The following is a 19,855-nucleotide window of genomic DNA, read 5'->3' on the forward strand; positions in this document are numbered from 1 at the left end:
ATCGGTGCGTATCAGCGGCCCGACTTCAGCTCGGTCCACAGACGCGTCTGCAGACGCTGGATTTCCGGCGGCAGCGGCTTGAGCAGGAACAGCGTCTTCACGACGTCGGCCGGCGGATAGACGGCCGGGTCGTTCGCGACGTCGGGCCGCACGTACTTGCGTGCCTCGGCGTTGGCGCTCGGGTAGTACACCGCGTTCGTGATCGCCGCGTGGACCTTCGGGTCCTCGATGTAGTTGATCCACTCGAGGGCCGCTTCCTTGTTCTTCGCGTCCTTCGGAATCGCCATCACGTCGAACCAGACCGGCGCGCCGCCCTTCGGAATGTAGTACTCGATCTTGTACGGCTTCTTCGCCTCGATCGCGCGATGCTTCGCGATCACGACGTCGCCCGACCAGCCGAACGCGAAGCAGATGTCGCCGCCGACCAGGTCGTTGATGTAGCCCGACGAGTTGAATTGCGTGATGTACGGGCGGATCTTCTTCAGCACGTCCATCGCGGCCTTGTAGTCGGCCGGGTTCGTGCTCATCGGATCCTTGCCGATGTAGTGCAGCGCCGCCGCGAACATCTGGTCGGGCGCGTCGAGCACCGACACGCCGCAGGTCTTCAGCTTCGACAGGTTTTCCGGCTTGAACAGGATGTCCCAGTTGTCGAGCGGCACCTTGCCGAGCGCCTGCTGCGCCTTGGTCAGGTTGTACGCGAGACCGGTCGTGCCGTATGCCCAGGGCACCGAATACTTGTTGCCCGGATCCGCGCCGGCGACGAGCGCCATCAATTGCGGGTCGAGGTACTTGAGGTTCGGCAGCTTCGACTTGTCGAGCGGCGCGAAGATGCCGGCGGCGATCTGCTTGCCCGCATAGTTGCTGGTCGGCACGACGATGTCGTAGCCCGAGCTGCCCGTCAGCAGCTTCGCCTGCAGCGTGTCGTCGCTGTCGTAGTTGTCGTAGCGGACCTTGACGCCCGTCTGCTTCTCGAAGTTCGGGATCGTGTCCTTCGCAATGTAGTCCGACCAGTTATAGACATTGAGCTGCGTATCCTTCGCCGCTGCCGCCGATGCACCCACGCACAGCGCGAGCGCCGCGAACCGGCCCACTACCTTTGCTTTCATCCCGTTCTCCCTCCGGCCGGACCGTGTGTCCGGCTGCCGTCTGCCTCGTCATGGCGGCGCATTCTGGCGCGCCGCCCCTCGAAAACCCCGAAAACTACCATCATTCGCGCGCCGTCACAAAAAAATCATGCCGGTGTCGCGCAAACGGAACAAATTCCCGCCGCCGGCCGGCTGGCCGCCCGTGCGGCGGGGTGTTCCCGGGGAATTCTATCGGGTAATCGGCGGCTGTCCACCGGGAAAAACGGGCGGCGGCGAAACCGCGCGCGCCGGCCGGCCGCGAACCGGCTGGCGGCTGTGCCCGAACCCGGCCGTACCATCGAGTCACGGCACCAGTGCGGCATGCTGGCCGCCCCCGTCCGACCGTCCGGCCGCGATGCATTAAAATGGCGGCTGACGATTCAACTGCGTGCCCCCTTCCGATGGCCTCCAATCTCCACGACCTGCCCGACAGCCCCTGCATCGGCGTGTGCTCGACCCTCTTCGACGAAGTCTGCAAGGGCTGCGGCCGCACGGCCGCCGAAGTGTCGAACTGGGTGTTCCTGAGCGACGACGAAAAGCGCGCGGTGTGGGAGCGCATCCAGCGCGAAGGCACCGCGATGCGCTTCCAGTACGACAAGCTGTAAACCGTCCCGCGTCGGCGCATGCCGACGCGATGCGCCCGTCCGGGCGCAGCGGGCCCGATCACGGGCCGGCCGCCGGCGGCCCTGACCCGACCCAGCCCCACCTCAGCCACACTCGCCTCCCCCTTCGCCACCGCACCCGCTCCGTCTCGATCGACGCGACGCCACTCCGTTTTACGTTCCGACTTCCCGCTGCCGACATGCGCCATCAGCGCAATGACGCCGTGCGTCCTTCGTCACGATCGTCCATTGCCAACCGGTATACCGGGGTCGCGCCTCCTGTTTTTTTCGATATTGTCCGCTCAGATTGAATCCAATCCGCTCGATCCTTATCGAAGCTGAAAAATATTACATCTGACATTCGTAACGATCAAAACACCAGCCCCCGTCAATAAATCGGATTATTCCCCCGATTAAATGCCATCAATTCCACGTAAATAGCCACAAAAATCTGTACAAGTACGATTTCAATTCGCAAATCGAATTGATAAATTCCATCCGCTCCCCGGAAATTAAGGCGAGCTATTTATCTTCCACCAATCGAAAAACCGGATCACCGAATTACCTTCGGAATTACGGCTAGTTAAAGGAAACCGCTCAGATGAAATTCGTTAAAATGCCGAAGCAAGCGTCGCACCTCATGATGGCAGGTCTGCTGGCCCTGGGGAGCGCATCGGCGTTCGCCGACTCGTTCGACGTCAAGGTCACCGGGAAGATCAAGCCGGGCGCCTGCACGCCGACGCTCGCCGGCGGCGGAACGTTCGATTACGGACTGATCGGCTCGGCTCAACTCAGTCCGACCGCGCCCACGCTGCTCCCGGTCTTGTCGGATTCGATCACGATCACCTGTGACGCCGCCGCCCGCGTCGCATTGACCGCGCGGGATAATCGCGCCGGCACCGGCGCATTTACCGGCAATATCAATTTCTTCGGCTCGTCCAGTCCGGTTTCCTCGCAATTCGGCCTCGGCTCGGCCGGCGGCAAGAATATCGGCGCTTTTGCATTCCGTTTCAGAACGAACACGTTCCAGGCGGATGGCGCGGCGGTCGATTCGATTTATTCGAATACCAGTGGCGCCACCTGGATGGGGTCCAACGGGGTCGTCGACAACACCGGCGGCTACGAGTCGTGGGCGAAGAAAGGCCAGACTGTCCCGGTCGCGGCGAAGGTCTTCACCGGCACGCTCGACGTGCAGGCCGCCATCGAAAAGACGTCGAATCTCGACCTGAGCCAGGAAATCAATCTCGACGGCCTCGCCACCGTGTCGCTCGTGTACCTGTAATTCCGGTACGCGTCTTTTCTCCGATCGCGTCGATTGCCTGACAGGCGTCGACTGCACCGCCGCTTCGCCGAAGCGGCGGTGCGCCGCATTACCGCCAAGCCAGCCACCGCCATGAAATTCCCTGCACGCCATACCCTGCGGGCGTCGTTGCTCGCCCCGCTCCTCGGTTGCCTGATCGGTTCGAGCGTCGCACACGCAATGGGCGTCGTGCCCGAGACATCCGTCGTGATCGTCGACGAAGCCGACGGCGAAGGAACGATCTCGGTCAGGAACACCGACAACCACCCGACACTCCTGCATACGACGGTCGAGCCCATTCCCGAGGACAAGGCCGAGCTCGTCATCGTGACGCCCCCAATCGCGCGCGTCGAAGCCGGTGCGGTGCAGCTCGTCCGGTTCGTTCTCGCCGGCAACGAGCCGCTCGCCACGCAGCGCCTCGCCCGCGTCTCGTTCTCCGGCATTCCGCCGAAACGCCAGGGCAAAAACGAGATCCAGACGATCATTCGCCAGAACCTGCCGGTGCTGATCCAGCCGCAAGACCTCGCGCGCAACGACAGGCCATGGGAACTGCTGAAGTGGTCGATCGAGGACGGCAGGCTAATTGTGCGCAACGACAGCCGCTATGTGGTGCGCCTCGAACAGAAAGTGCAGTTGCTGCCGTCGCGGCAGATCGTGTCGCTGCCGGCACCCTACGTGCTGGCCGGACAGACCCTCCGGACTGCGCTGGCCCGCGAGGCCACGACGCCCGAGCGCGTGCGCCTCTTCCCCGCCACCGTCTACGGCTACTCGGTCGAGCACTACGACGCAGCGCTTGTCCCCGCCACGGGCGATACGGCCACGCAACGGTAAGCACCGCGTCTTCGATTCCGGATCTGCCATGTCAGGCGCCATTCATGGCCTGCGCGGCCTCGTCGCGCTCGCGCTGTCCGCCGTTGCGAGCTGCATGCCGTGCACCGCCGCCAGCCCAGACCGCACCGCGCCCGAGACGGTCGAGTTCGACAACGGCGCGCTGCGCGAGCACGGGATCGACGCCACGGCGAGCCGCTATTTCGCGCACGCGCCGCGCTTCACGCCCGGCACGGCTTCCGTTCGGCTGACGGTCAACGGCAGGCGAGCCGGCGGCGCCGATGCGCGATTCGACGACAACGGCAACCTGTGCGCGACGCCCGGCCTGCTGCGCGCGGCCGGCCTCGTGGTGCCCGACGCGCTCCGGGATGCGACTGCGGCGATCACGGCGACCGCGCGGAGCGCCAGCGACGACACGCCGCCATGCTACGACTACCGGCGCGCCTATCCGCAGGCGATCGTCGCGCTGCGCCCGGCCGACGGCGCCGTCGACCTCGTCGTGCCGGCCGACGCACTCGACACGGGCCGCCGCACGCCCGATATGTTCGAGCACGGCGGCTTCGCCGGGCTCGTCAACTACGACCTGCTCGCGACGACGACGCGCAATCCGGCCGGCACGTCGCAATACTGGCAAGCCACGACCGAAGCCGGTTTCAACGCGGCGGACTGGATCGTGCGCAGCAGCCAGATCGCCACGGTCGTCGACGGCCATGCCGGCATCGATCATCAGGCAGCCTACGCACAGCGCACGTTCGCCTCGCACGGCACGACGCTGCAGGCCGGGCAGATCGTCCCGCGCTCGACGCTGTTCGCGATTGGCCGGACGTTCGGTGTGCAGATGTTTCCGGACGAAGCGCTCGCCGTCACGCCCGGCGCGGCCGCACGCGTGACCGGGATCGCACGCACGCAGGCGCGCGTCGAGGTGCGCCAGCTCGGCGTACTGATCCATGCGTCGCAGCTGCCGCCGGGGCCGTTCACGCTGAGCGACCTGCCGCTTGTCAGCGGCAGCGCGGATCTCGACGTGACCGTCGTCGAGGCCACGGGCGACGTGCAGCATTTCGTGGTGCCGGGTTCGTCGCTGCCAGGGGCCGGGCTCGGCGCCGCGCAAGGGCTGGCGATCGCGGTGGGCCGCCTGCAGAACGACGGCTACGCACAAGCGCCGTGGCTCGCGACCGCCACGTACGGCTGGCAGATCCGGCAACACGCACGGCTCAACGCCGGCATCCTCATGTCGTCGCCGTTGCAGGCGGGCGCCGCGAGCGTCGAATTCGCACCACTTGCCGGCGTCGCCGCGGCCGTCGGCGTCGACCTCACCCGCGCCGCCGGTCGCCAAGGCGCCCAGACGCGTATCGCGCTGGCGAGCAACGGCGACACGCCATTGCGCGCCGATGTGTCGTTCGTCCGGCGCACGTCCGGATACCGCGAACTGACCGATTCGGTGCGATCGATCGATGCCTTCACGCCGCCGGCGCGTACCCAGTTCGCGGCGGCACTCGGTTGGCGCGATCGCACGCTCGGCATGCTGTCGTTCGACTACACGCGGGTCGCGGTATTCGACGGTCCCGCGATGCAGCGCATCGCCGGCGCATGGACCCGCCCGTTCGGGGCGGGCTCGCTCGCACTGAACGTGAGCCGGACGTTCGGCACCCGCGGCGGCGCCGGCGTCCAGGTTTATGTGAGCGCGACCGTGCCGATCGGCACGCGCAGCGTCAGCGCCTTTGCGAACGTCACCGGCGGCTCGGTGCGTTCGGGCGCCCGCTATTCCGACACGTTCGGCCGGACCGGCAGTTACAGCGTCGCGGCCGACTACGACACCGCGACCCGGTCGCCGTCGATCCGCGCGACGGTCAGCGCCACGCCGAAGCATGTGCGCGCGATCGTCAACGCGGGCCTCTACGGCGCCGAGCGCGCCACACTCGGTGTCAATCTGCGCGGTGCGGTCGCGCTGCTCGGTGGCGTCGGCATGCTGTCGCCGTACGAGATCCGCGACACGCTCGCACTCGCCCGCGTCGGCGATCGCGCCGGCATCGAACTCGTCACGCCGTCGGGCCCGGTCTGGACCGATCGCCACGGCCGCGCCGTCATCGCGTCGCTGCCCGCGTACGCGCGAACACTCGTCCGGATCAACACGAAAAGCCTGCCGCGCAATCTGGACCTGAAGAACGGCATACAGACCGTCGAAGCCGGCCGCGGCTCCGTCAGCCACGTCGAATTTGCCGTCGAGCACACGCGGCGCGTGCTGCTGACTGTCACGCTGGCGAACGGCGCGCCGCTGCCGGTGCTGTCGACCGTCGTCGACGACGACGACCGGTTCGTAACCGTCACCGGAAGCGAAGGCAGGTTGCTGCTCACGGGCGCCCAACTGACCACGCCGCTGCGGGTCGCGTTGCCGAACGGCACGTCCTGCCGCCTGGCGATTGCGCTGCCGGCCACGCCGCCTGCGACGACGCGCTATTACGAGCGTGCCGACGCGCGCTGCGAATCGTTGCCCGCGTCCGTCGCGCAAGCCGCGCAAAAAAAGAGCGGCATGCCGACCGCCATGCCGCCAACCCCAACTCTGTTCTTTTCCGAACGCGCCTAGAACTTCATCCCGACGCCCACGCCGACGATCAGCGGATCGATGTGCAGCGTGCCGATGCCCTTGTCGCCGAGCGTCGCATCGGTGCTCATCCAGATCTTCTTCACGTCGACGTTCATGAACACCTTCTTCGTCAACTGCACGTCCACGCCGAACTGCAGCGCCGGGCCGAAGCTGCTCTTGTTGATCGACACGCCCTCCCCGCCGACGTTGAGCCCGTTGTTGTAGAAGTACGTGTAGTTCACCCCCGCGCCGACGTACGGACGCACCTTGCCGGCGTGGTTGAAGTGGTACTGCAGCAGCAGCGTCGGCGGCAGCACGCCCACGCCGCCGAGATTGCCGAGGCTCGACGTCAGCTGGTGCCTCGACGTGCCGAGGATCAGTTCGACGCCGAGGTAGTCGCGGATCATGTACGTGAAGTCGAGCTCGGGCACGATCGCGTTGTTCACGCCGACGTTCAGCGCGCCCAGCGTATCGCTCGCGCGTTCGTTCGGCTGGATGCTGATCGCACGCAGCCGGACCAGGACGTCGCCCTGGTTGATGCCGTCGCCGGGAGAGGCCGCGTGCGACAGCGAAGGCATCGCGGCGAAAGCGGCCGCAACGGCGGCAGCGGTAACACAAGTTCGAATCGTTTTATGCATGGTACGGACCCCCAAAGAATGGTTTCCATTCTCCCTGCAGGGTCTTTTCGTCATGTTGATATCCGTCAAGCCAGCGTAAACGTGGGACGGTTTGCCGCAGGCTCGGTCGCATGGCCCGTCAGCAGCAGATCGAGCAAATCGCGCACGCTTCGGATCGCACGGCCGAACGGCAACGCTTCGCGGCCACGGAAGAACAGCCCGTTCGCGACGTCGCCGCGCAATGCAGCCGCAAGCCGCGTGTCGATGCAGAAATGGCCGAACTTCTCGATGCCGTCGCGCAAGCCGCATACGCTCAGGCATTCGAGCGCGGTCGGGCAACGCTGCTTCAGCGCGCCGAGCTTGGTGCGGATGCGCGCCTCGTTGCGCAGGTAACGATCGAGCCACGGCGTCTTCACCGCACGTGCCGGCAACCCCGTCACGCTGACGAATTCGACGATGTCGTCGGGCGTCGCGTCGGCCAGCACACGCTTGAAGTGCGGATGCGCATCGCCTTCTTCCGTCACCGCGAACGGTGTCCCGACCTGCACGCCGTTCGCGCCGGCCTCGAGCGCCGCGCGCACCGCGTCGTGACTGTTGATCCCGCCCGCAACGATCAACGGGATCGTTTCGCGCGCGAGCCCGAGCGATGCCATCACCTGAGCGGTTTCGTCGAGCACGCGCGCGAAATCGAATCGAAGGTCGTGCATGTCGTCGATCTGCGTGACGCCGAGATGGCCGCCCGCATGCGCCGGATGCTCGATCACGATCGCGTCGGGCAAGCGCCCCTTCTTCATCCACTTCTTCAGCACGAGCGCGATCCCGCGGCTGTCCGACAGGATCGGGATCAGCGCGATGTCGTGTCCTTGCGTGAGGTCGGGCAGGTCGAGCGGCAGGCCCGCACCCATCACGATCGCGTCCGCCCCTTCGTCGCACGCCACCCGCACGTAGTCCGCATGCGCGCTCACGGCCTTCATCACGTTGACCGCGATCATCCCGCGCCCTTCGCTGTAGGTCTTCGCGAGGCGGATCTCGCGTGCGAGCGCCTCGAGGTTCGCGGCCTCGAGCGTCGCGCGATCGGGTTGCGCGCGGCAACGCGCGAGCAGGTCCGCATGATGGTGACGCAGGTCGATGCTCGCGATCGTGCCGACCGCGCCTTCGCGCGCGACGCTGCCCGCCAGCCGGTGCGCGGAGATACCGACGCCCATGCCGCCCTGCACGACGGGCAGCAAGGTGCGGCCGCGAATCGTCAGCGGCGGAAAGGAAGTGCGTACGGTCATCTGAAACCTCATCGGAACATCGGAACCGCGATGATCGACGATCCACCGACGCGCACCTTGACGCCCGTCAATAAAAAAACGGCACGCGAGCGTGCCGTTTCCGGTTCGGGCCGTGAGAAACGCTCAGGCCGGCTTCGCGGGCTTGAGCTGCATCGACTTGTACTCGAGATATTCCTCGAGCCCGTACACGCCGTTCTCGCGGCCGTGCCCCGACTGCTTGTAGCCGCCGAACGGCGCGGCCATGTTCCATGTGCCGCCGTTGATGTCGACCTGCCCGGTGCGGATGCGGCGCGCGATGCCCATCGCGCGTTCGTCGCTGCCGGCCCATACCGCGCCGCCGAGCCCGTACGGCGAATCGTTCGCGATTCGCACGGCCTCGTCTTCATCGCGATACGTGATGATCGACAGCACCGGCCCGAAGATTTCTTCCTGCGCGATCGTCGATTTCGGGTCGACCCGGCCGAACACGGTCGGCTTCACGAAGAAACCCTTCGCGAGCCCTTCCGGCATGCCCGTGCCGCCCGTCACGAGTTCCGCGCCTTCGTCGATCCCGCGCTGGATGTAGTCCTGCACACGCTGCTGCTGGACGGCCGACGCAAGCGCCCCAAGGCGCGTCGCGTCCTGCCGCGGATCGCCGGCGACGTAGGTTTCTGCCGCCGCCTTCGCGAGCTCGCGCGCCTCTTCGTAGCGCGCTTGCGGCACCAGCATCCGCGTGTGCGCCGAGCAGGTCTGCCCCGCGTTCAGGTAGCACGCGTTGACCGTGCCCTTCACCGCCGTCGCGAAATCGGCATCGTCGAGGATCACCGACGCCGACTTGCCGCCCAGCTCGAGCGCGACGCGCTTGACGCCCGCGGCCGCCAGCTCGGCCACGCGCTTGCCGGCGCGCGTCGAGCCGGTGAACGACACCATGTCGACGTCCGGGTCGGTGGCCAGCACCTCCCCGACCACCGGGCCATAGCCGCACACGAGGTTGAACACGCCGGCCGGCAGCCCGGCTTCGTGAATCGCTTCGGCGAGCATGAACGCGTTGAGCGGCGCCACTTCGGACGGCTTCAGGACGACCGTGCAGCCGGCTGCGAGCGCCGGCGCGACCTTCAGCGTCACCTGGTTGAGCGGGTAGTTCCACGGCGTGATCGCCGCGACGACGCCGACCGGCTCGCGCACGACGAGCGAGTTGCCGACCTGTGCCTCGAACTCGAACGACTCCGCAAGCTTCGCGTACGCCTTCCAGTTGTAGATCGGGCCGCCGACCTGGATCGCACGCGACAGCTTGATCGGCATCCCGACTTCGCCGGTGATCGACTGCGCGAGCTCCTCGCTGCGCGCCTGCAGATGCTCGACGATCTTGCGCAGGTAGCCCGCGCGCGTCGCGGCGGGCGTGGCCGCCCACGCGTCGAAGGCTGCGCGCGCCGCGCGGATCGCGTCCTGCGCGTCGGACGCGACGCCTTCCGGAATCCGGCCGATCACGGCTTCGGTGCCCGAGTCGATCACGTCGATCGTGCCGGTGCCGGCCGGTTTGCGCCACGCGCCGTCGATATAGAACTGGTCGTAGATTTTCATCGCTTTCCGCCTCCAGGAAAGCCGACATTCTAGCGAGCGTTTCAGTCCACCGGTGTGACGATTGACAGCCATTGGAAAGGTCTTTAGCCTCGGCGCCTCATTCATCATAAGAAAGGAGAATGCCTTGAGCATCCTGACCAAAATCGAGGGCGGCTATCTTCAGGTACTGCGCGTGATCGTGCTGTTGTTCGCGACCGCGGTCCTGATCGGCGGGGTCATTTTCGGCGCGATCGCACTCGATGCACGCCTCTCGAAACCGCCGAAGGTCGATTCGGCCATCCAGGTCGATCCAGCGTCGTTCGCGTGGGAGAACGACGCACCCGCCAAGGCCACGCCGGCCGCCGACGGCGCGGCAGCCAAGGACGACAACGCGTCGCCCGCGCTGCGCCTGTCGACGCGCCTGTCGGGCATCGTGCAGAAGCACGGCCGGGCGGCCCTGTCGCCGGACTACGCGGTCGATCGCGACGCGTACGAGCCGTCGTTCCAGCGCGTGCTCGGCGACGACGACCATCCGGACGTCGCGTACTACGAGCAGCAGATCGCGTATCTCGACAAGGTGCTGTCGCGCGCGGACGTCGCGGCCAGCGTCAAGAAGAAGGTCTCCGGGCACGGCGACGAATATGCGCGCGAGCAGGCGTACACCGGCGTCGTGTCGGCGGTCATGCGCGACTTCTCCGAGCGCTACGATGCACGCCGGACCGCGATCGACAACGAGAAGAAGGCCGCGGAAGAAACGGCCGCCGAGAATGGCCAGACCGCGCGCTACGCGGGCGTCGCCGCGCTCGTCGCGCTGTATTCGTTCGTGTCGCTCGCGGTGCTGATCATCCTGATCCGCGTCGAGCGCAGCATCCGCTCGATCGCGCGCGCCACGCACACGACGGCCTGATCCCGCGCATCCGCAGCCCGCGCGCCGGGCTGCGGCGGGTCGGCAACCGGCCCGCGTCGCGGCGCAAGCGGCCGGTTCCGGGCCGCTTCTTCCCGCGCGGTTCCTCATGCGTTCGCGCGCTTTCCGTTCCCGCTCCCCCTCATTCTGCCGTCGGCCGTCCACGCCGGCGCAGCGTCCGTTTCGTCGCCGCCATGTCAGCATCCGCCCGGGTGCGCGGCCGGGCCCGCATCGTGCTATGTTTTTATTATCGGCACCGGCCCATTGCAACCAACCGGCGCCGCCCGGAATCGACGAATTTCGTGAGCGCTGCCATGTCCGACGCACCCCATACCCTCGGCTCGCAAGACCGCCTGGAACTGCTTTGCTGGCTCACCTGCGGCAATCTCGGCGCGTTTTACCTCAACGAATCGTGGCCGGACGCCACGTTCCAGGTCCAGGCTGCGCACCGCTGGCTCGACCGCCATCACCGCCAGGCCGACTGGCTGGCCGTTGCCAAGCTCGCGGCGCTCGCGCAGGACATCGCGAAGCGGCACGCCGGGTTCGTCGATGCGTCGTGGGCGCGCGACGCGGTCGAGGAAATCGTCGATACCGACGATCTCGACTATCGGGCGAAACTCGTGCAATGGGTGTACGAAGACTGCTGCAAGGCGCTCGCCGACAAGCGGCTGGCCGATTGAGTCCATGCGTGCGGGCCGCGGCATCGCGCGGCCGCCCGTCCGTTCTTCGATGTGCGCGTGGCAGTCGCGATCACCGACTGGCGCGGTACACCTCGCACCGCACCGCCACGCGCCGAGACGCTTACAACAGCGACTTCGCCTGCGTCAGCACCTTGTCGCAGATCTGCTTGGTGACCTGCTGCTTCAGCCCACCGCCGCTCAGGTCGAGCTTGCCGCCGTTGCCGGCATCGAGGATCCCGCTTGCGCCGCTGGTATACCCGCTGTCGGACGACGCGTTGCCGCCGAGCTTGCCCATCAGCGCGTCCTTCACCGACGACGCGCCGCCGGACGCCCCGCCGAGATAGTTGTTCTGGATGCAGAACTGCAGGATGCCCGCGACGTTGCCGGTGCTGCCCGGCATCAGCGATGAACCACCCCCGCCCGTCAGGGCACCGCCGAGCCCGCCGAGATTGCCGAGCGCACCGCCCGCGCTGCCGCCTGAATCGCCACCGCCGCCGACCTGCTTCAGGACATCGCCAAGCTGCGCGTGCGCCACCGAAAACGGCGCGAGCAACCCGATCAGCGCGCCGGCAACGGTCGCGCGGTATAGACGTGCATTCATGTGAAGCCTCCCGGTTGTGACTGCATGAGTACCGCGAATCGCATTCAAGGATACTCAATCAACCCGCACCTGAGAGCCCCGCGGGGCCGCCGGATATGCCCGGCCGGCCGTTTTTTCGACAATTTGACAAAGCTTGACGTAACGAGCCGGTGCCGCCGGCCGTCGCTCGTGCCATGAGCCGACAGCCGACGCGTGTCGCACGGCACCGGCGCATGCAGCGCTACGCGTGCGCCGCGCGCGACCCGCGCCACGACGCGGCAGCGGAAACGCCTGCCAGGATCACGCCGATCGACACGAACGGCAGGGCCGGATGCAACTCGTACAGCATCGCGCCGGCGAGCGGTCCGATCACCATGCTGAGCCCCTGGGCCATCGACATCGCCCCCGCACAGGCGGCCTGCTCGTGGGCCGCCACGCGCGCGCTCGCCAGCGCCGCTGCAGCGGGAAACGCCGCCCCCATCCCGCATGCCGCCACGAGATAGCTTGCACACAGCAGCAGCGGCTGCGTGGCTCCGGCCACCAGGACCGACGCGAATCCGGCGCCGGCGACGAGTGCGCCCCATCGCAGCCACTGCACCGGGGCGACCACCCGCAAACGCCCGACCAGCGCCTGCATCGCAATCAGGCCGAGGCCCGCACTGCCGAGCGCATAACCCGTCGTGAGCGACGCGGCCTGCGCGCTCACGCCCAGCCGATCGATCACGTAAAACCCGAGTGCGCTGTTCGCGATCATCACCGCGCTATAAAGCGCCAGCGCACTGAACCAGGGCAAGCGCAGGCGCGGCTCGGTCGGTTTCAGTCGCGGCGGCGCCTGCCGCACCGCGTATTCGCGCCCTTCGCGCTGGCCGCGCAATCCGGCCAGCCCGGCCAGCGGCAACAGCGCAAACACCGCCAGCGCGAGCGTCATGTCGTATCCGGCGATCCAGCCGGCCAGCGGCGGCGCGACGACCATCCCGACGGCACCCGCGGCGCCGAACCTGGCAATCGCCCCCGCCCGCCCCTCGACGGCGGTCCGGTCTGCAATCCATGCGGTCGCGGCAACCGACAGCCCCGCATAGCAGCCGCCCATCGCCGCTCGCGTCACAAGCAGCGCGACGAAGCCGGTCCAGACAGCCGGAACGGCCGTACCGCCGTTGCGCAGCGCCCAGCCGACGTAACCCGTCAGCAGCAGCGAACTCGCGACGAAGCCGCCGATCGCGGCACGCATCGCCGGCAGCCGTCCGCGCAGGTCCGCAACCCGCGCCCAGCGCGGTGCGGCCAGCATCCACACGAGACCGACGATGCCGATGATCGCGCCGATGTGCAGCGGCGCGAGATGCATGCGGCGCGCCATCGGGCCCGCGACCGTGACGAATGCATAGGTCCCCGCGACCATCGAGAAATTCGCGAGCAGCAGCGGCAGGAAAGACGCGCCGGCACCGGCCGGCGTATTCAGGGTGTCAGCAGAAGTGGTAGACATGGTTGCGTTGATGATGAAGAAATGGGGAAAAGCGGCGTATGCCGGCCACGTCGGCGCGCCCGCTCGCGCAGCCGGCTGCACGCATGCAGCAGCGCGTCCTCGGTCGCCTCCCAGCCGATGCACGGATCGGTCACCGAGCAGCCGTCGCACAGCGCGCCGCTCGAGAATCGCGCGCGACTGTGAGCGTCCCGCGTCGACGGTCGCCAGCGCGGCGAACGACGCCGGCACGTCGCGGCGCAGGGTGTCGGGAGACGGCAGGCGCACGCCGACGCGCAGCCGCTCGTCCTGGCGCGGCTGCGCGAAAGCGTCCGCCGCGCCCTGCCCGGTCAGTACGGTCAGGTGTTTCATCGCTTGTGCCCTGGCAACCGATCGCGCCTCACACGCCCAGTGTCGCGCCGCCGTCCACGCACAGCGTGTGCAGCGTGACGTGGCGCGACGCGTCGGACAGCAGGAACAGCACGGCTTCGGCAATATCGTCGGGAGCCGCGATGCGGCCGAGCGGAATACCGGTTCGATAGGTGCCGAGCGACCCGCCGATGACGCCCGCCGGCCCTTCGGGGCCCGTCCATAGCTGGCGCTGCATCGGCGTATCGGTCGAGCCCGGTGCGACGATGTTGCAGCGAATGCCGTGGCCGGCCAGCTCGAGCCCGAGACAACGGGTGAACTGGTGAGCGGCCGCCTTCGATGCCGCATACGCGGCCATCTGCGTGCGCGGCACGAGCGCCGCGTTCGAGCCGACGGTCACGATGCTGCCCGCCCGCCGCGCGATCATGTGCGGCGCGACTGCCCGCGACAGGTGGAACACGCCGTGCGCGTTCACCCCGAAGCAATGCGCCCAGTCGTCGTCCGTCAGCGACGTCGTGCTCGCCAGCCGCAACACACCGGCGACGTTCGCAAGCATCCCGATCGGACCGACGGACGCTTCCACTCGCTCGACCGCCGTGCGCACGGCATGCGCGTCGGCGACGTCGACCTCGAATGCGTGCATGCGCCCGGGCGCCGGCCGGCGGTCGGCCACGGCGCGCCAGTGCGTCGCCGTCCGCATCGAACGCGGCCACGTCGACGCCGAGTTCGGCGAGCGCACGCGCAACCGCGGCGCCGATCCCTCGCGCCGCACCGGTCACGATGGCCACGCCGGCCGGAAAAGTCAGGTTCGTTTTACTGTTCATCGATTCGAATTCCGTGCTTGAAGCGCCGGGCCCGCGCATGACGCGAGCCGTTCGGTCAGGACGGCGCCGATCGCCGCCATCGGTTCAGGATCCGACATCCCGTCGTGCGAGCAGTCGAGCGCCACGCAGATCGTCGACGCGGGAGGCCGGTGCGCGTCCCAGCTCTCGGGCGACGGCGTGCCGCGTCGCTTGCGGGTCGCGTTGAAGAGCAGCACTTCGCCGTCGTAGCGTGGTGTCGATGCCGCCCGGAACTGCCGCATCTGCCGCAGCGTGGCCTCGACGAATGCGTCGAGGCCCGCGCCGCCGAGCGTCGCGAACGGGCTGCCCGCGCGCAGCAGGCGCTGCCGCAGTGCCGCGTCGGACAGCGCCGCCGTATCGAAGTCGCCATTGACCGTCAGCAGGATCCGCAGTGCGTCGCCGCGTACCGGCTGCGGCTGCGCCGCCCATGCCGACGACGGATAGCTGTCCATCAACGCGACCGTGCCGACCGTGCAGCCGTCGCTCGCCAGCGCGGCTGCGACGCCATACGCGAGCGCGCCGCCGAGCGACCATCCGAGCAGGTGATACGGGCCATCCGGTTGAAGCGCCCGTACGCGTCGCACATAGGTCTCGACGAGTGCGTCGAAATCGGCCGCGCCGCGCGTATCGTCGACGCAGAGCTGCAGTCCGTCGACCGTCGCGTCGGGCAGGTAGGCCGCGAGACGCAGGTAGCTCCACGCGAGACCGTCGGCCGGATGAATGCAGACGAGCCGCGGGGCATCCCCCGCGGCCGTCTGGATCGCCAGGTGCGGGGCGAACGCATGGCGTTCGGTGCGCGGCCGATACGGCAGCGGCGTGCGCAATGCGGCAGTCAGCGCCGCGATGGTCGGATGCCGGAACAGCATCGATACGGGCACGTCCCGCCCGAGCTCCGTCGCGAGCCTTGCGCTCGCCTGCATCGCCTGCAGCGACTTGCCGCCGATGTCGAAGAAGTTGGCGTCCGGCGTGAGCGCGACGTCGCCGAGTACGTTGCGCCACACGGCCATCACCTGCCGCTCGAGCGCGCCGGTGCGCGGATCGTCGGCCGCGTCATCGCGCCGCGCATCGAACCGCTGCAGCGCCTGGCGATCGATCTTGCCGTTCGCGTTGCGCGGCAGCCGCTCGAGCACATGGCAACGATCCGGAATCGCGGCGGCAGGCAGGCGCTGCGCGAGTTGCGTACGCAACGCGGCGGCTTCGGCCGGCCCGGCGACGAACGCCGCGAGCGTCACGGTACCCGCCCCGCTGCGCGATGCGACCACCGCCGCCTCGCGCACGTCCGGCACGCGCAGCAGCGCGTCCTCGATCTCGCGCGGGTCGATGCGCACGCCGCTGATCTTCACTTCGTGATCGATCCGGCCGTCGAAATACAGCCGGCCGTCACGCAGCGTCGCGAGATCGCCGGTACGGTACGCCCGCCGGCCGCCGCGCGGCAAGGTCACGAACCGCTCCGACGTCAGCGCGGGATTGCCGGCATACGCAAGCGCCAGACCGCCGCCGCTCAGCACCAGTTCACCCGTGCGCCCCTCGGCAACCGGGTATCCGCGCTCGTCGACGATGCACACGTCGACACCCGCGCGCGGCGTGCCGATCGGCACCGGCTCGCCGTCCCGCCAGATCGCATCCGGGCCGCCGACGCACGCCGCGGTCGCAATGATCGTCGCCTCGGTCGGCCCGTAGGTGTTGAGCAGCGCCTGATGCGGCAGGTGCGCGCGCCAGCGCCGGATTCGCTCCGGCAATGCAGCCTCGCCGCCGATGATCGTCAGGCGCACGCGCTTGAGCCGACGCGCATGACGAGCGTCGAGCGCATGCGCGAGCACGTGCCAGTACGCGGTCGGCAGATCGAGCACGGTAATCCCGCGCCGCTCCACTTCGGCCGTGAACGTCTCGACCGAATCGAGCATCGCGTCGTCCCGCAGCACGAGCGTCGCGCCGTGGCAGAGCGTCGCGAAGATCTCCTCGAAACTCGCGTCGAAATGCAGCGGCGCGAACTGCAGCACGCGGTCGTCAGGCCCGATGCGATACAACCCGCGCGTGCTCGCGACGAACTGCGCGAGCGCGCCGCGCCCGATCAGCACACCGTTCGGGCGGCCGGTCGACCCCGACGTGTACAACAGATACGCAGGCAGCGAGTCCGGTACCGGTTCGTCCGGTATCGATGCGGGGCGCATCGCCGGCACGCGCGCCGCATCGAGATCGAGCACCGGATACGCACCCGCGCATGCACGATGCGCGCCGCGCGTCATCACGAGCGCGGGCGCCGCGTCCGCCAGCATCGCGGCCGTCCGTTGCGGCGGCCCGTCCGGATCGAGCGGCACGACGACGGCGCCGAGCTTCAGCACGGCCAGCATCGCCGCGATCACGTCCGGCGCGCGCGGCGCCGCGATCGCCACGCGTGTCTCACGCGTCACACCGCGCCGTGCAAGCTCGGCCTCCAGCGTGTCGGTATCGGCGAGCAAGGTCCGATAGTCGACGCGACGATCCCCTGCTTCGATCGCCGTGCTTGCATGCGTCGTGCCGGCGGCGCGCTCGATCAGCGCGAGTACGTCGTCGTGCGGCCCGGGCAGCGGCGGGCCGCGCACGATCGACGGCGCCGGTATGTCGTCCAGCAGACGCGCGACCGGTTCGTTCTCCGCGCAGGCGGCGAACGTGTCGAGCCAGTGCAGGAAGGCCTGTGCGTAGCCCGCCAGCGTGGCGGCGTCGTACGCGTCCGGATTCGCCTCGAGCGTCAAATGCCATGCGCCGCCGCGCACGGCAAGCGTCACGTTCAGGTCCCTCACCGGCCCGCCGCTCACCGCGCGCGTATCGCTCGCCAGCCCGCGGAACGCGACCTGCCGCTCGAACGGCATCACGTTGACGGCCTGGTTGAACAGGAAAGCATTGCCCTCGAGCAGACCCAGATCGCCGCGAATCCAGCCGTAGCGGTAATACAGGTGCGGCCGGATCGCGCGCAGTTGCGCCGCACAGGCGCGCGCGAGATCGCCCGGCGAATGGCCCGCGTCGACATGCACGCGAAACGGCACGATGTTCATTGCCATGCACGGCACGCCGAGCGCGGGCGTGCCGAGACGGTTCATCACCGGCAGCCCGAGCGTCAGGTCGCGCTGGCCGCCCTGCCGGGCCAGCCAGATTCCGGTCGCGCACAGCAGCCACGCGTTCCAGTCGACGTCCGCGCGCTCGGCGGCTTGCCTGAGCGCAGCCAGCCGGCTGCCGTCGACGACGCGCGTGACCCGCAGCGCGTCGCCGGCGATGTCCTGTTTCGGTGCGAGCACGAGCGGCGCGGGAACGTCGCGCAGATGCTCGCGCCAGAACGCGCGATCGGTATCGAAGCCACCGCCCTCGCGATAACGCGCTTCGGCGTCAACGACGCGATCCACGCGCCAGTCGGGCAACGCCGGCGGCGGCGCATGGCCGACGCATGCGCTGTAGCGGGCGGCGACGGCCTGCTGCAGTAGCCCGTAGCCGAAGCCGTCGAGCGCGATGTGATGAACCTGCAGATACCACCAGTGCCGTGTCGGCGACAGCTTCAGCAGCGCGGTGCGATACAGCGGATCGGACGTCACGTCGCAGCACACCGCCAGCGACGCCTTGATCCAGCGGTGCGCCGCCTGCTCCGGCTCGGCTTGCGCCGACAGGTCCACGAGCGGCAGACGCGTATTCGACGCACGGCGGATTTGCCAGAGCCGGTCGTCCGCCCACGCGAAGCGCATGTGCAGCGCGTCGGCATGATCGAGTACCGCCTCGACGCTCCCGGTCAGCGCGTCGGCGTCGAGTGCGCCGTCGAGTTCGACGATTTCGGCCGTCAGGTAGCCCGGATCGTCCGGATCGACCTGCTGCGCGACCCAGATTCCGTATTGCGCGGACGTCGCGCGCATCGGTCGTTCTTCGAGTTGCATGAATGAAGGTATCGCGAATAAACGTTGAACCGGAACCGCACGCGGTCAGTCCGCGCGCTGCCACGCAATCACGAGTTCGCGATTGCGCGACATCAGCACCAGATGCTCGTCCATCACGTACTGGATCTGTGCGAGCTTGTCGGCCGAATCGGCTTCGCAGCGTATCCGCACCAGATCGTCGGTACGCTGCATCCGGCAGGTTCCGTAAGGAAAATCGACGGTCGCGCGGTGCGCGTCGAACACGACGGGCACCTTGATCGCGTAGTGCTTGCACAGTTTGAACAGCACACGTTCGGCCTGCGCAAGCGTGACTTCCGCGGTGCTGACGAACGGCGCCGCACGCGTGTCGAGCCCTGCCTGCGTCGTCATGCCGGCACCAGCACGGTGCGTTGTTGCAGCAGGCGTGCCCACGCCTCGAGTGTCGGCTGCTCGGCAAGCTGCACGAACGTCACGTCGTGCCCATCGGCCCGCCACCGCTCGACGAACGTCATCATGCGGATCGAGTCGACGCCGCAATCGACGAGGTTGGCGTCCACGCGCAATTCCGCGGCCGGCACGCGCAGGCTCTCGGCAACCAGCCGCACGACCTCGTCGAGCATCGGCGTCGCGGCATCGCCGCGCGCGGCGGCGACGAGCGTGTCGGTCGACACGACGCTGCCGCAACGCCCCGCGACGTAGTCGAGCGCCATCCGGTGCTCGCGCTCGGAGAAATCCGCCAGCGCATCGCCGACGAAGAACGGCTTGATGTCGCGCATGAACGCGTCGCACGCGGTCATCAGGCAGCCGATGTGCGCATAGATCCCGCAGATCGCAAGCTGGTCGCGCCCCTGCTCGCGCAGCCGGGCTTCGAGGTCCGAGCGCCGGAACGCGCTGTAGCGCCACTTGTCGAGCACGATGTCGCCGGACGCCGGCGCGACGGCCTCGTGGATCGCGGCGTGCGCCGGTTGCCCGGTCAGGCCCGGGCCCCACATGTCGGTCAGCAGCGCGCGATCCGCCGGCGCCTGGGCCGCGGGCTGCGCGGTGTAGTAGACCGGCATCCCCGCTGCGTGCGCGAAATCGATCAGGCGCCGTACGCGAGCCAGCAAGGTCGGCACCGGCACCGCACCGCGATCGTAGAAATCGAGGAAGTAGTCCTGCATGTCGTGCACGAGCAGCGCCGCGCGATGCGGCTCGAACCGCCAGGTCACGCGGTTGGCCGGCATGTCGGCCGGCATCGGATAGGAAGCGATTTTCGGAATGGCCATGATGGAATATGTAGGA

16 protein-coding genes and 1 pseudogene are annotated in these 19,855 nt (G+C 68.2%); 6 read left to right on the top strand and 11 right to left on the bottom strand.

The window, feature by feature from the left end; all coding sequences use genetic code 11:
- Positions 1-11: 11 nt before the first annotated feature.
- The gene (locus tag ACPTTC_RS10175) at positions 12-1,106 is read right to left on the bottom strand and encodes a polyamine ABC transporter substrate-binding protein (protein WP_175956172.1); all 1,095 of its coding nucleotides are present in this window, start codon (positions 1,104-1,106) and stop codon (positions 12-14) included.
- A 419-nt stretch (positions 1,107-1,525) separates the two neighbouring features.
- Here ACPTTC_RS10175 and ACPTTC_RS10180 point away from each other — a divergent pair, with 419 nt between their 5' ends.
- From ACPTTC_RS10180 to ACPTTC_RS10195, 4 genes are all read left to right on the top strand, one after another.
- A complete protein-coding gene (locus tag ACPTTC_RS10180) occupies positions 1,526-1,729 on the top strand; it encodes a DUF1289 domain-containing protein (RefSeq protein ID WP_021159754.1) in 204 nt (67 codons plus the stop codon).
- Positions 1,730-2,327: 598 nt separating this feature from the next.
- Positions 2,328-3,008: a DUF1120 domain-containing protein gene (locus ACPTTC_RS10185; RefSeq protein ID WP_175956174.1), complete on the top strand. Its 681-nt coding sequence runs from the start codon at positions 2,328-2,330 to the stop codon at positions 3,006-3,008.
- Positions 3,009-3,119: 111 nt separating this feature from the next.
- Positions 3,120-3,857 (top strand): fimbria/pilus chaperone family protein, encoded by a 738-nt coding sequence (locus tag ACPTTC_RS10190; protein ID WP_423392394.1) that lies wholly within the window; start codon positions 3,120-3,122, stop codon positions 3,855-3,857.
- 28 nt (positions 3,858-3,885) lie between these two features.
- Positions 3,886-6,435, top strand: a complete 2,550-nt coding sequence (locus ACPTTC_RS10195; protein ID WP_423392395.1) for a fimbria/pilus outer membrane usher protein — start codon at positions 3,886-3,888, stop codon at positions 6,433-6,435.
- On the opposite strand, the gene ACPTTC_RS10200 is transcribed toward ACPTTC_RS10195, so the two are convergent.
- The 3 genes from ACPTTC_RS10200 to ACPTTC_RS10210 all read right to left on the bottom strand — a co-directional run bounded on the left by ACPTTC_RS10200 (position 6,432) and on the right by ACPTTC_RS10210 (position 9,889).
- Complete coding sequence (locus ACPTTC_RS10200; RefSeq protein ID WP_175914602.1) at positions 6,432-7,073, bottom strand: OmpW/AlkL family protein; 642 nt, start codon at positions 7,071-7,073, stop codon at positions 6,432-6,434. The two genes, ACPTTC_RS10195 and ACPTTC_RS10200, sit on opposite strands and share 4 nt — an antisense overlap.
- Before the next feature lie 65 nt (positions 7,074-7,138).
- Entirely contained in the window at positions 7,139-8,329 is a 1,191-nt protein-coding gene (locus ACPTTC_RS10205) for an NAD(P)H-dependent flavin oxidoreductase (RefSeq protein ID WP_175956181.1), read from the bottom strand.
- 123 nt (positions 8,330-8,452) lie between these two features.
- Complete coding sequence (locus ACPTTC_RS10210; RefSeq protein ID WP_423392396.1) at positions 8,453-9,889, bottom strand: aldehyde dehydrogenase family protein; 1,437 nt, start codon at positions 9,887-9,889, stop codon at positions 8,453-8,455.
- 124 nt (positions 9,890-10,013) lie between these two features.
- Between ACPTTC_RS10210 and ACPTTC_RS10215 the strand changes: the two genes are divergently transcribed.
- Positions 10,014-10,775 carry a hypothetical protein gene (locus ACPTTC_RS10215; protein WP_423392397.1) on the top strand — a complete coding sequence of 254 codons (762 nt, stop codon included), beginning with the start codon at positions 10,014-10,016 and terminating at the stop codon, positions 10,773-10,775.
- Between the two features lie 311 nt (positions 10,776-11,086).
- Positions 11,087-11,452, top strand: a complete 366-nt coding sequence (locus ACPTTC_RS10220) for a hypothetical protein (RefSeq protein WP_059234078.1) — start codon at positions 11,087-11,089, stop codon at positions 11,450-11,452.
- A gap of 121 nt (positions 11,453-11,573) precedes the next feature.
- Here the strand turns inward: ACPTTC_RS10220 and ACPTTC_RS10225 are convergent, their stop codons facing one another.
- From ACPTTC_RS10225 to ACPTTC_RS10255, 7 genes and pseudogenes are all read right to left on the bottom strand, one after another.
- Complete coding sequence (locus ACPTTC_RS10225) at positions 11,574-12,053, bottom strand: DUF2501 domain-containing protein (RefSeq protein WP_423392398.1); 480 nt, start codon at positions 12,051-12,053, stop codon at positions 11,574-11,576.
- A gap of 220 nt (positions 12,054-12,273) precedes the next feature.
- Positions 12,274-13,860 (bottom strand): MFS transporter, encoded by a 1,587-nt coding sequence (locus ACPTTC_RS10230; protein WP_423392399.1) that lies wholly within the window; start codon positions 13,858-13,860, stop codon positions 12,274-12,276.
- A 28-nt stretch (positions 13,861-13,888) separates the two neighbouring features.
- Positions 13,889-14,500, bottom strand: coding sequence for a 2,3-dihydro-2,3-dihydroxybenzoate dehydrogenase (locus ACPTTC_RS10235; protein ID WP_423392400.1), 612 nt, complete (start codon positions 14,498-14,500; stop codon positions 13,889-13,891).
- Between the two features lie 85 nt (positions 14,501-14,585).
- Positions 14,586-14,720: pseudogene (locus tag ACPTTC_RS10240) on the bottom strand (hypothetical protein); the annotation flags it as partial.
- Entirely contained in the window at positions 14,678-18,595 is a 3,918-nt protein-coding gene (locus tag ACPTTC_RS10245; protein ID WP_423392401.1) for an amino acid adenylation domain-containing protein, read from the bottom strand. The gene ACPTTC_RS10245 and the pseudogene ACPTTC_RS10240, both read right to left, overlap by 43 nt.
- A gap of 45 nt (positions 18,596-18,640) precedes the next feature.
- Positions 18,641-18,964 (bottom strand): DUF2218 domain-containing protein, encoded by a 324-nt coding sequence (locus ACPTTC_RS10250; RefSeq protein WP_423392402.1) that lies wholly within the window; start codon positions 18,962-18,964, stop codon positions 18,641-18,643.
- Complete coding sequence (locus ACPTTC_RS10255; RefSeq protein WP_423392403.1) at positions 18,961-19,839, bottom strand: isochorismatase family protein; 879 nt, start codon at positions 19,837-19,839, stop codon at positions 18,961-18,963. Before ACPTTC_RS10255 ends, ACPTTC_RS10250 begins: the two co-directional genes overlap by 4 nt.
- Between the last annotated feature and the right edge of the window lie 16 nt (positions 19,840-19,855).

Source organism: Burkholderia mycopellens, from assembly GCF_964265025.1.
In the GTDB taxonomy this organism is placed as follows: domain Bacteria; phylum Pseudomonadota; class Gammaproteobacteria; order Burkholderiales; family Burkholderiaceae; genus Burkholderia.

Excerpts from the sequence above, each read along its gene's own strand:
- ACPTTC_RS10220 (WP_059234078.1), top strand. The coding sequence starts at position 11,087 with ATGTCCGACGCACCCCATACCCTCGGCTCGCAAGACCGCCTGGAACTG.
- ACPTTC_RS10175 (WP_175956172.1), bottom strand. The coding sequence starts at position 1,106 with ATGAAAGCAAAGGTAGTGGGCCGGTTCGCGGCGCTCGCGCTGTGCGTG.
- ACPTTC_RS10225 (WP_423392398.1), bottom strand. The coding sequence starts at position 12,053 with ATGAATGCACGTCTATACCGCGCGACCGTTGCCGGCGCGCTGATCGGG.
- ACPTTC_RS10230 (WP_423392399.1), bottom strand. The coding sequence starts at position 13,860 with ATGAAACACCTGACCGTACTGACCGGGCAGGGCGCGGCGGACGCTTTC.
- ACPTTC_RS10255 (WP_423392403.1), bottom strand. The coding sequence starts at position 19,839 with ATGGCCATTCCGAAAATCGCTTCCTATCCGATGCCGGCCGACATGCCG.
- ACPTTC_RS10195 (WP_423392395.1), top strand. The coding sequence starts at position 3,886 with ATGTCAGGCGCCATTCATGGCCTGCGCGGCCTCGTCGCGCTCGCGCTG.
- ACPTTC_RS10205 (WP_175956181.1), bottom strand. The coding sequence starts at position 8,329 with ATGACCGTACGCACTTCCTTTCCGCCGCTGACGATTCGCGGCCGCACC.
- ACPTTC_RS10190 (WP_423392394.1), top strand. The coding sequence starts at position 3,120 with ATGAAATTCCCTGCACGCCATACCCTGCGGGCGTCGTTGCTCGCCCCG.
- ACPTTC_RS10250 (WP_423392402.1), bottom strand. The coding sequence starts at position 18,964 with ATGACGACGCAGGCAGGGCTCGACACGCGTGCGGCGCCGTTCGTCAGC.
- ACPTTC_RS10245 (WP_423392401.1), bottom strand. The coding sequence starts at position 18,595 with ATGCAACTCGAAGAACGACCGATGCGCGCGACGTCCGCGCAATACGGA.
- ACPTTC_RS10200 (WP_175914602.1), bottom strand. The coding sequence starts at position 7,073 with ATGCATAAAACGATTCGAACTTGTGTTACCGCTGCCGCCGTTGCGGCC.
- ACPTTC_RS10185 (WP_175956174.1), top strand. The coding sequence starts at position 2,328 with ATGAAATTCGTTAAAATGCCGAAGCAAGCGTCGCACCTCATGATGGCA.
- ACPTTC_RS10235 (WP_423392400.1), bottom strand. The coding sequence starts at position 14,500 with ATGCACGCATTCGAGGTCGACGTCGCCGACGCGCATGCCGTGCGCACG.
- ACPTTC_RS10180 (WP_021159754.1), top strand. The coding sequence starts at position 1,526 with ATGGCCTCCAATCTCCACGACCTGCCCGACAGCCCCTGCATCGGCGTG.
- ACPTTC_RS10210 (WP_423392396.1), bottom strand. The coding sequence starts at position 9,889 with ATGAAAATCTACGACCAGTTCTATATCGACGGCGCGTGGCGCAAACCG.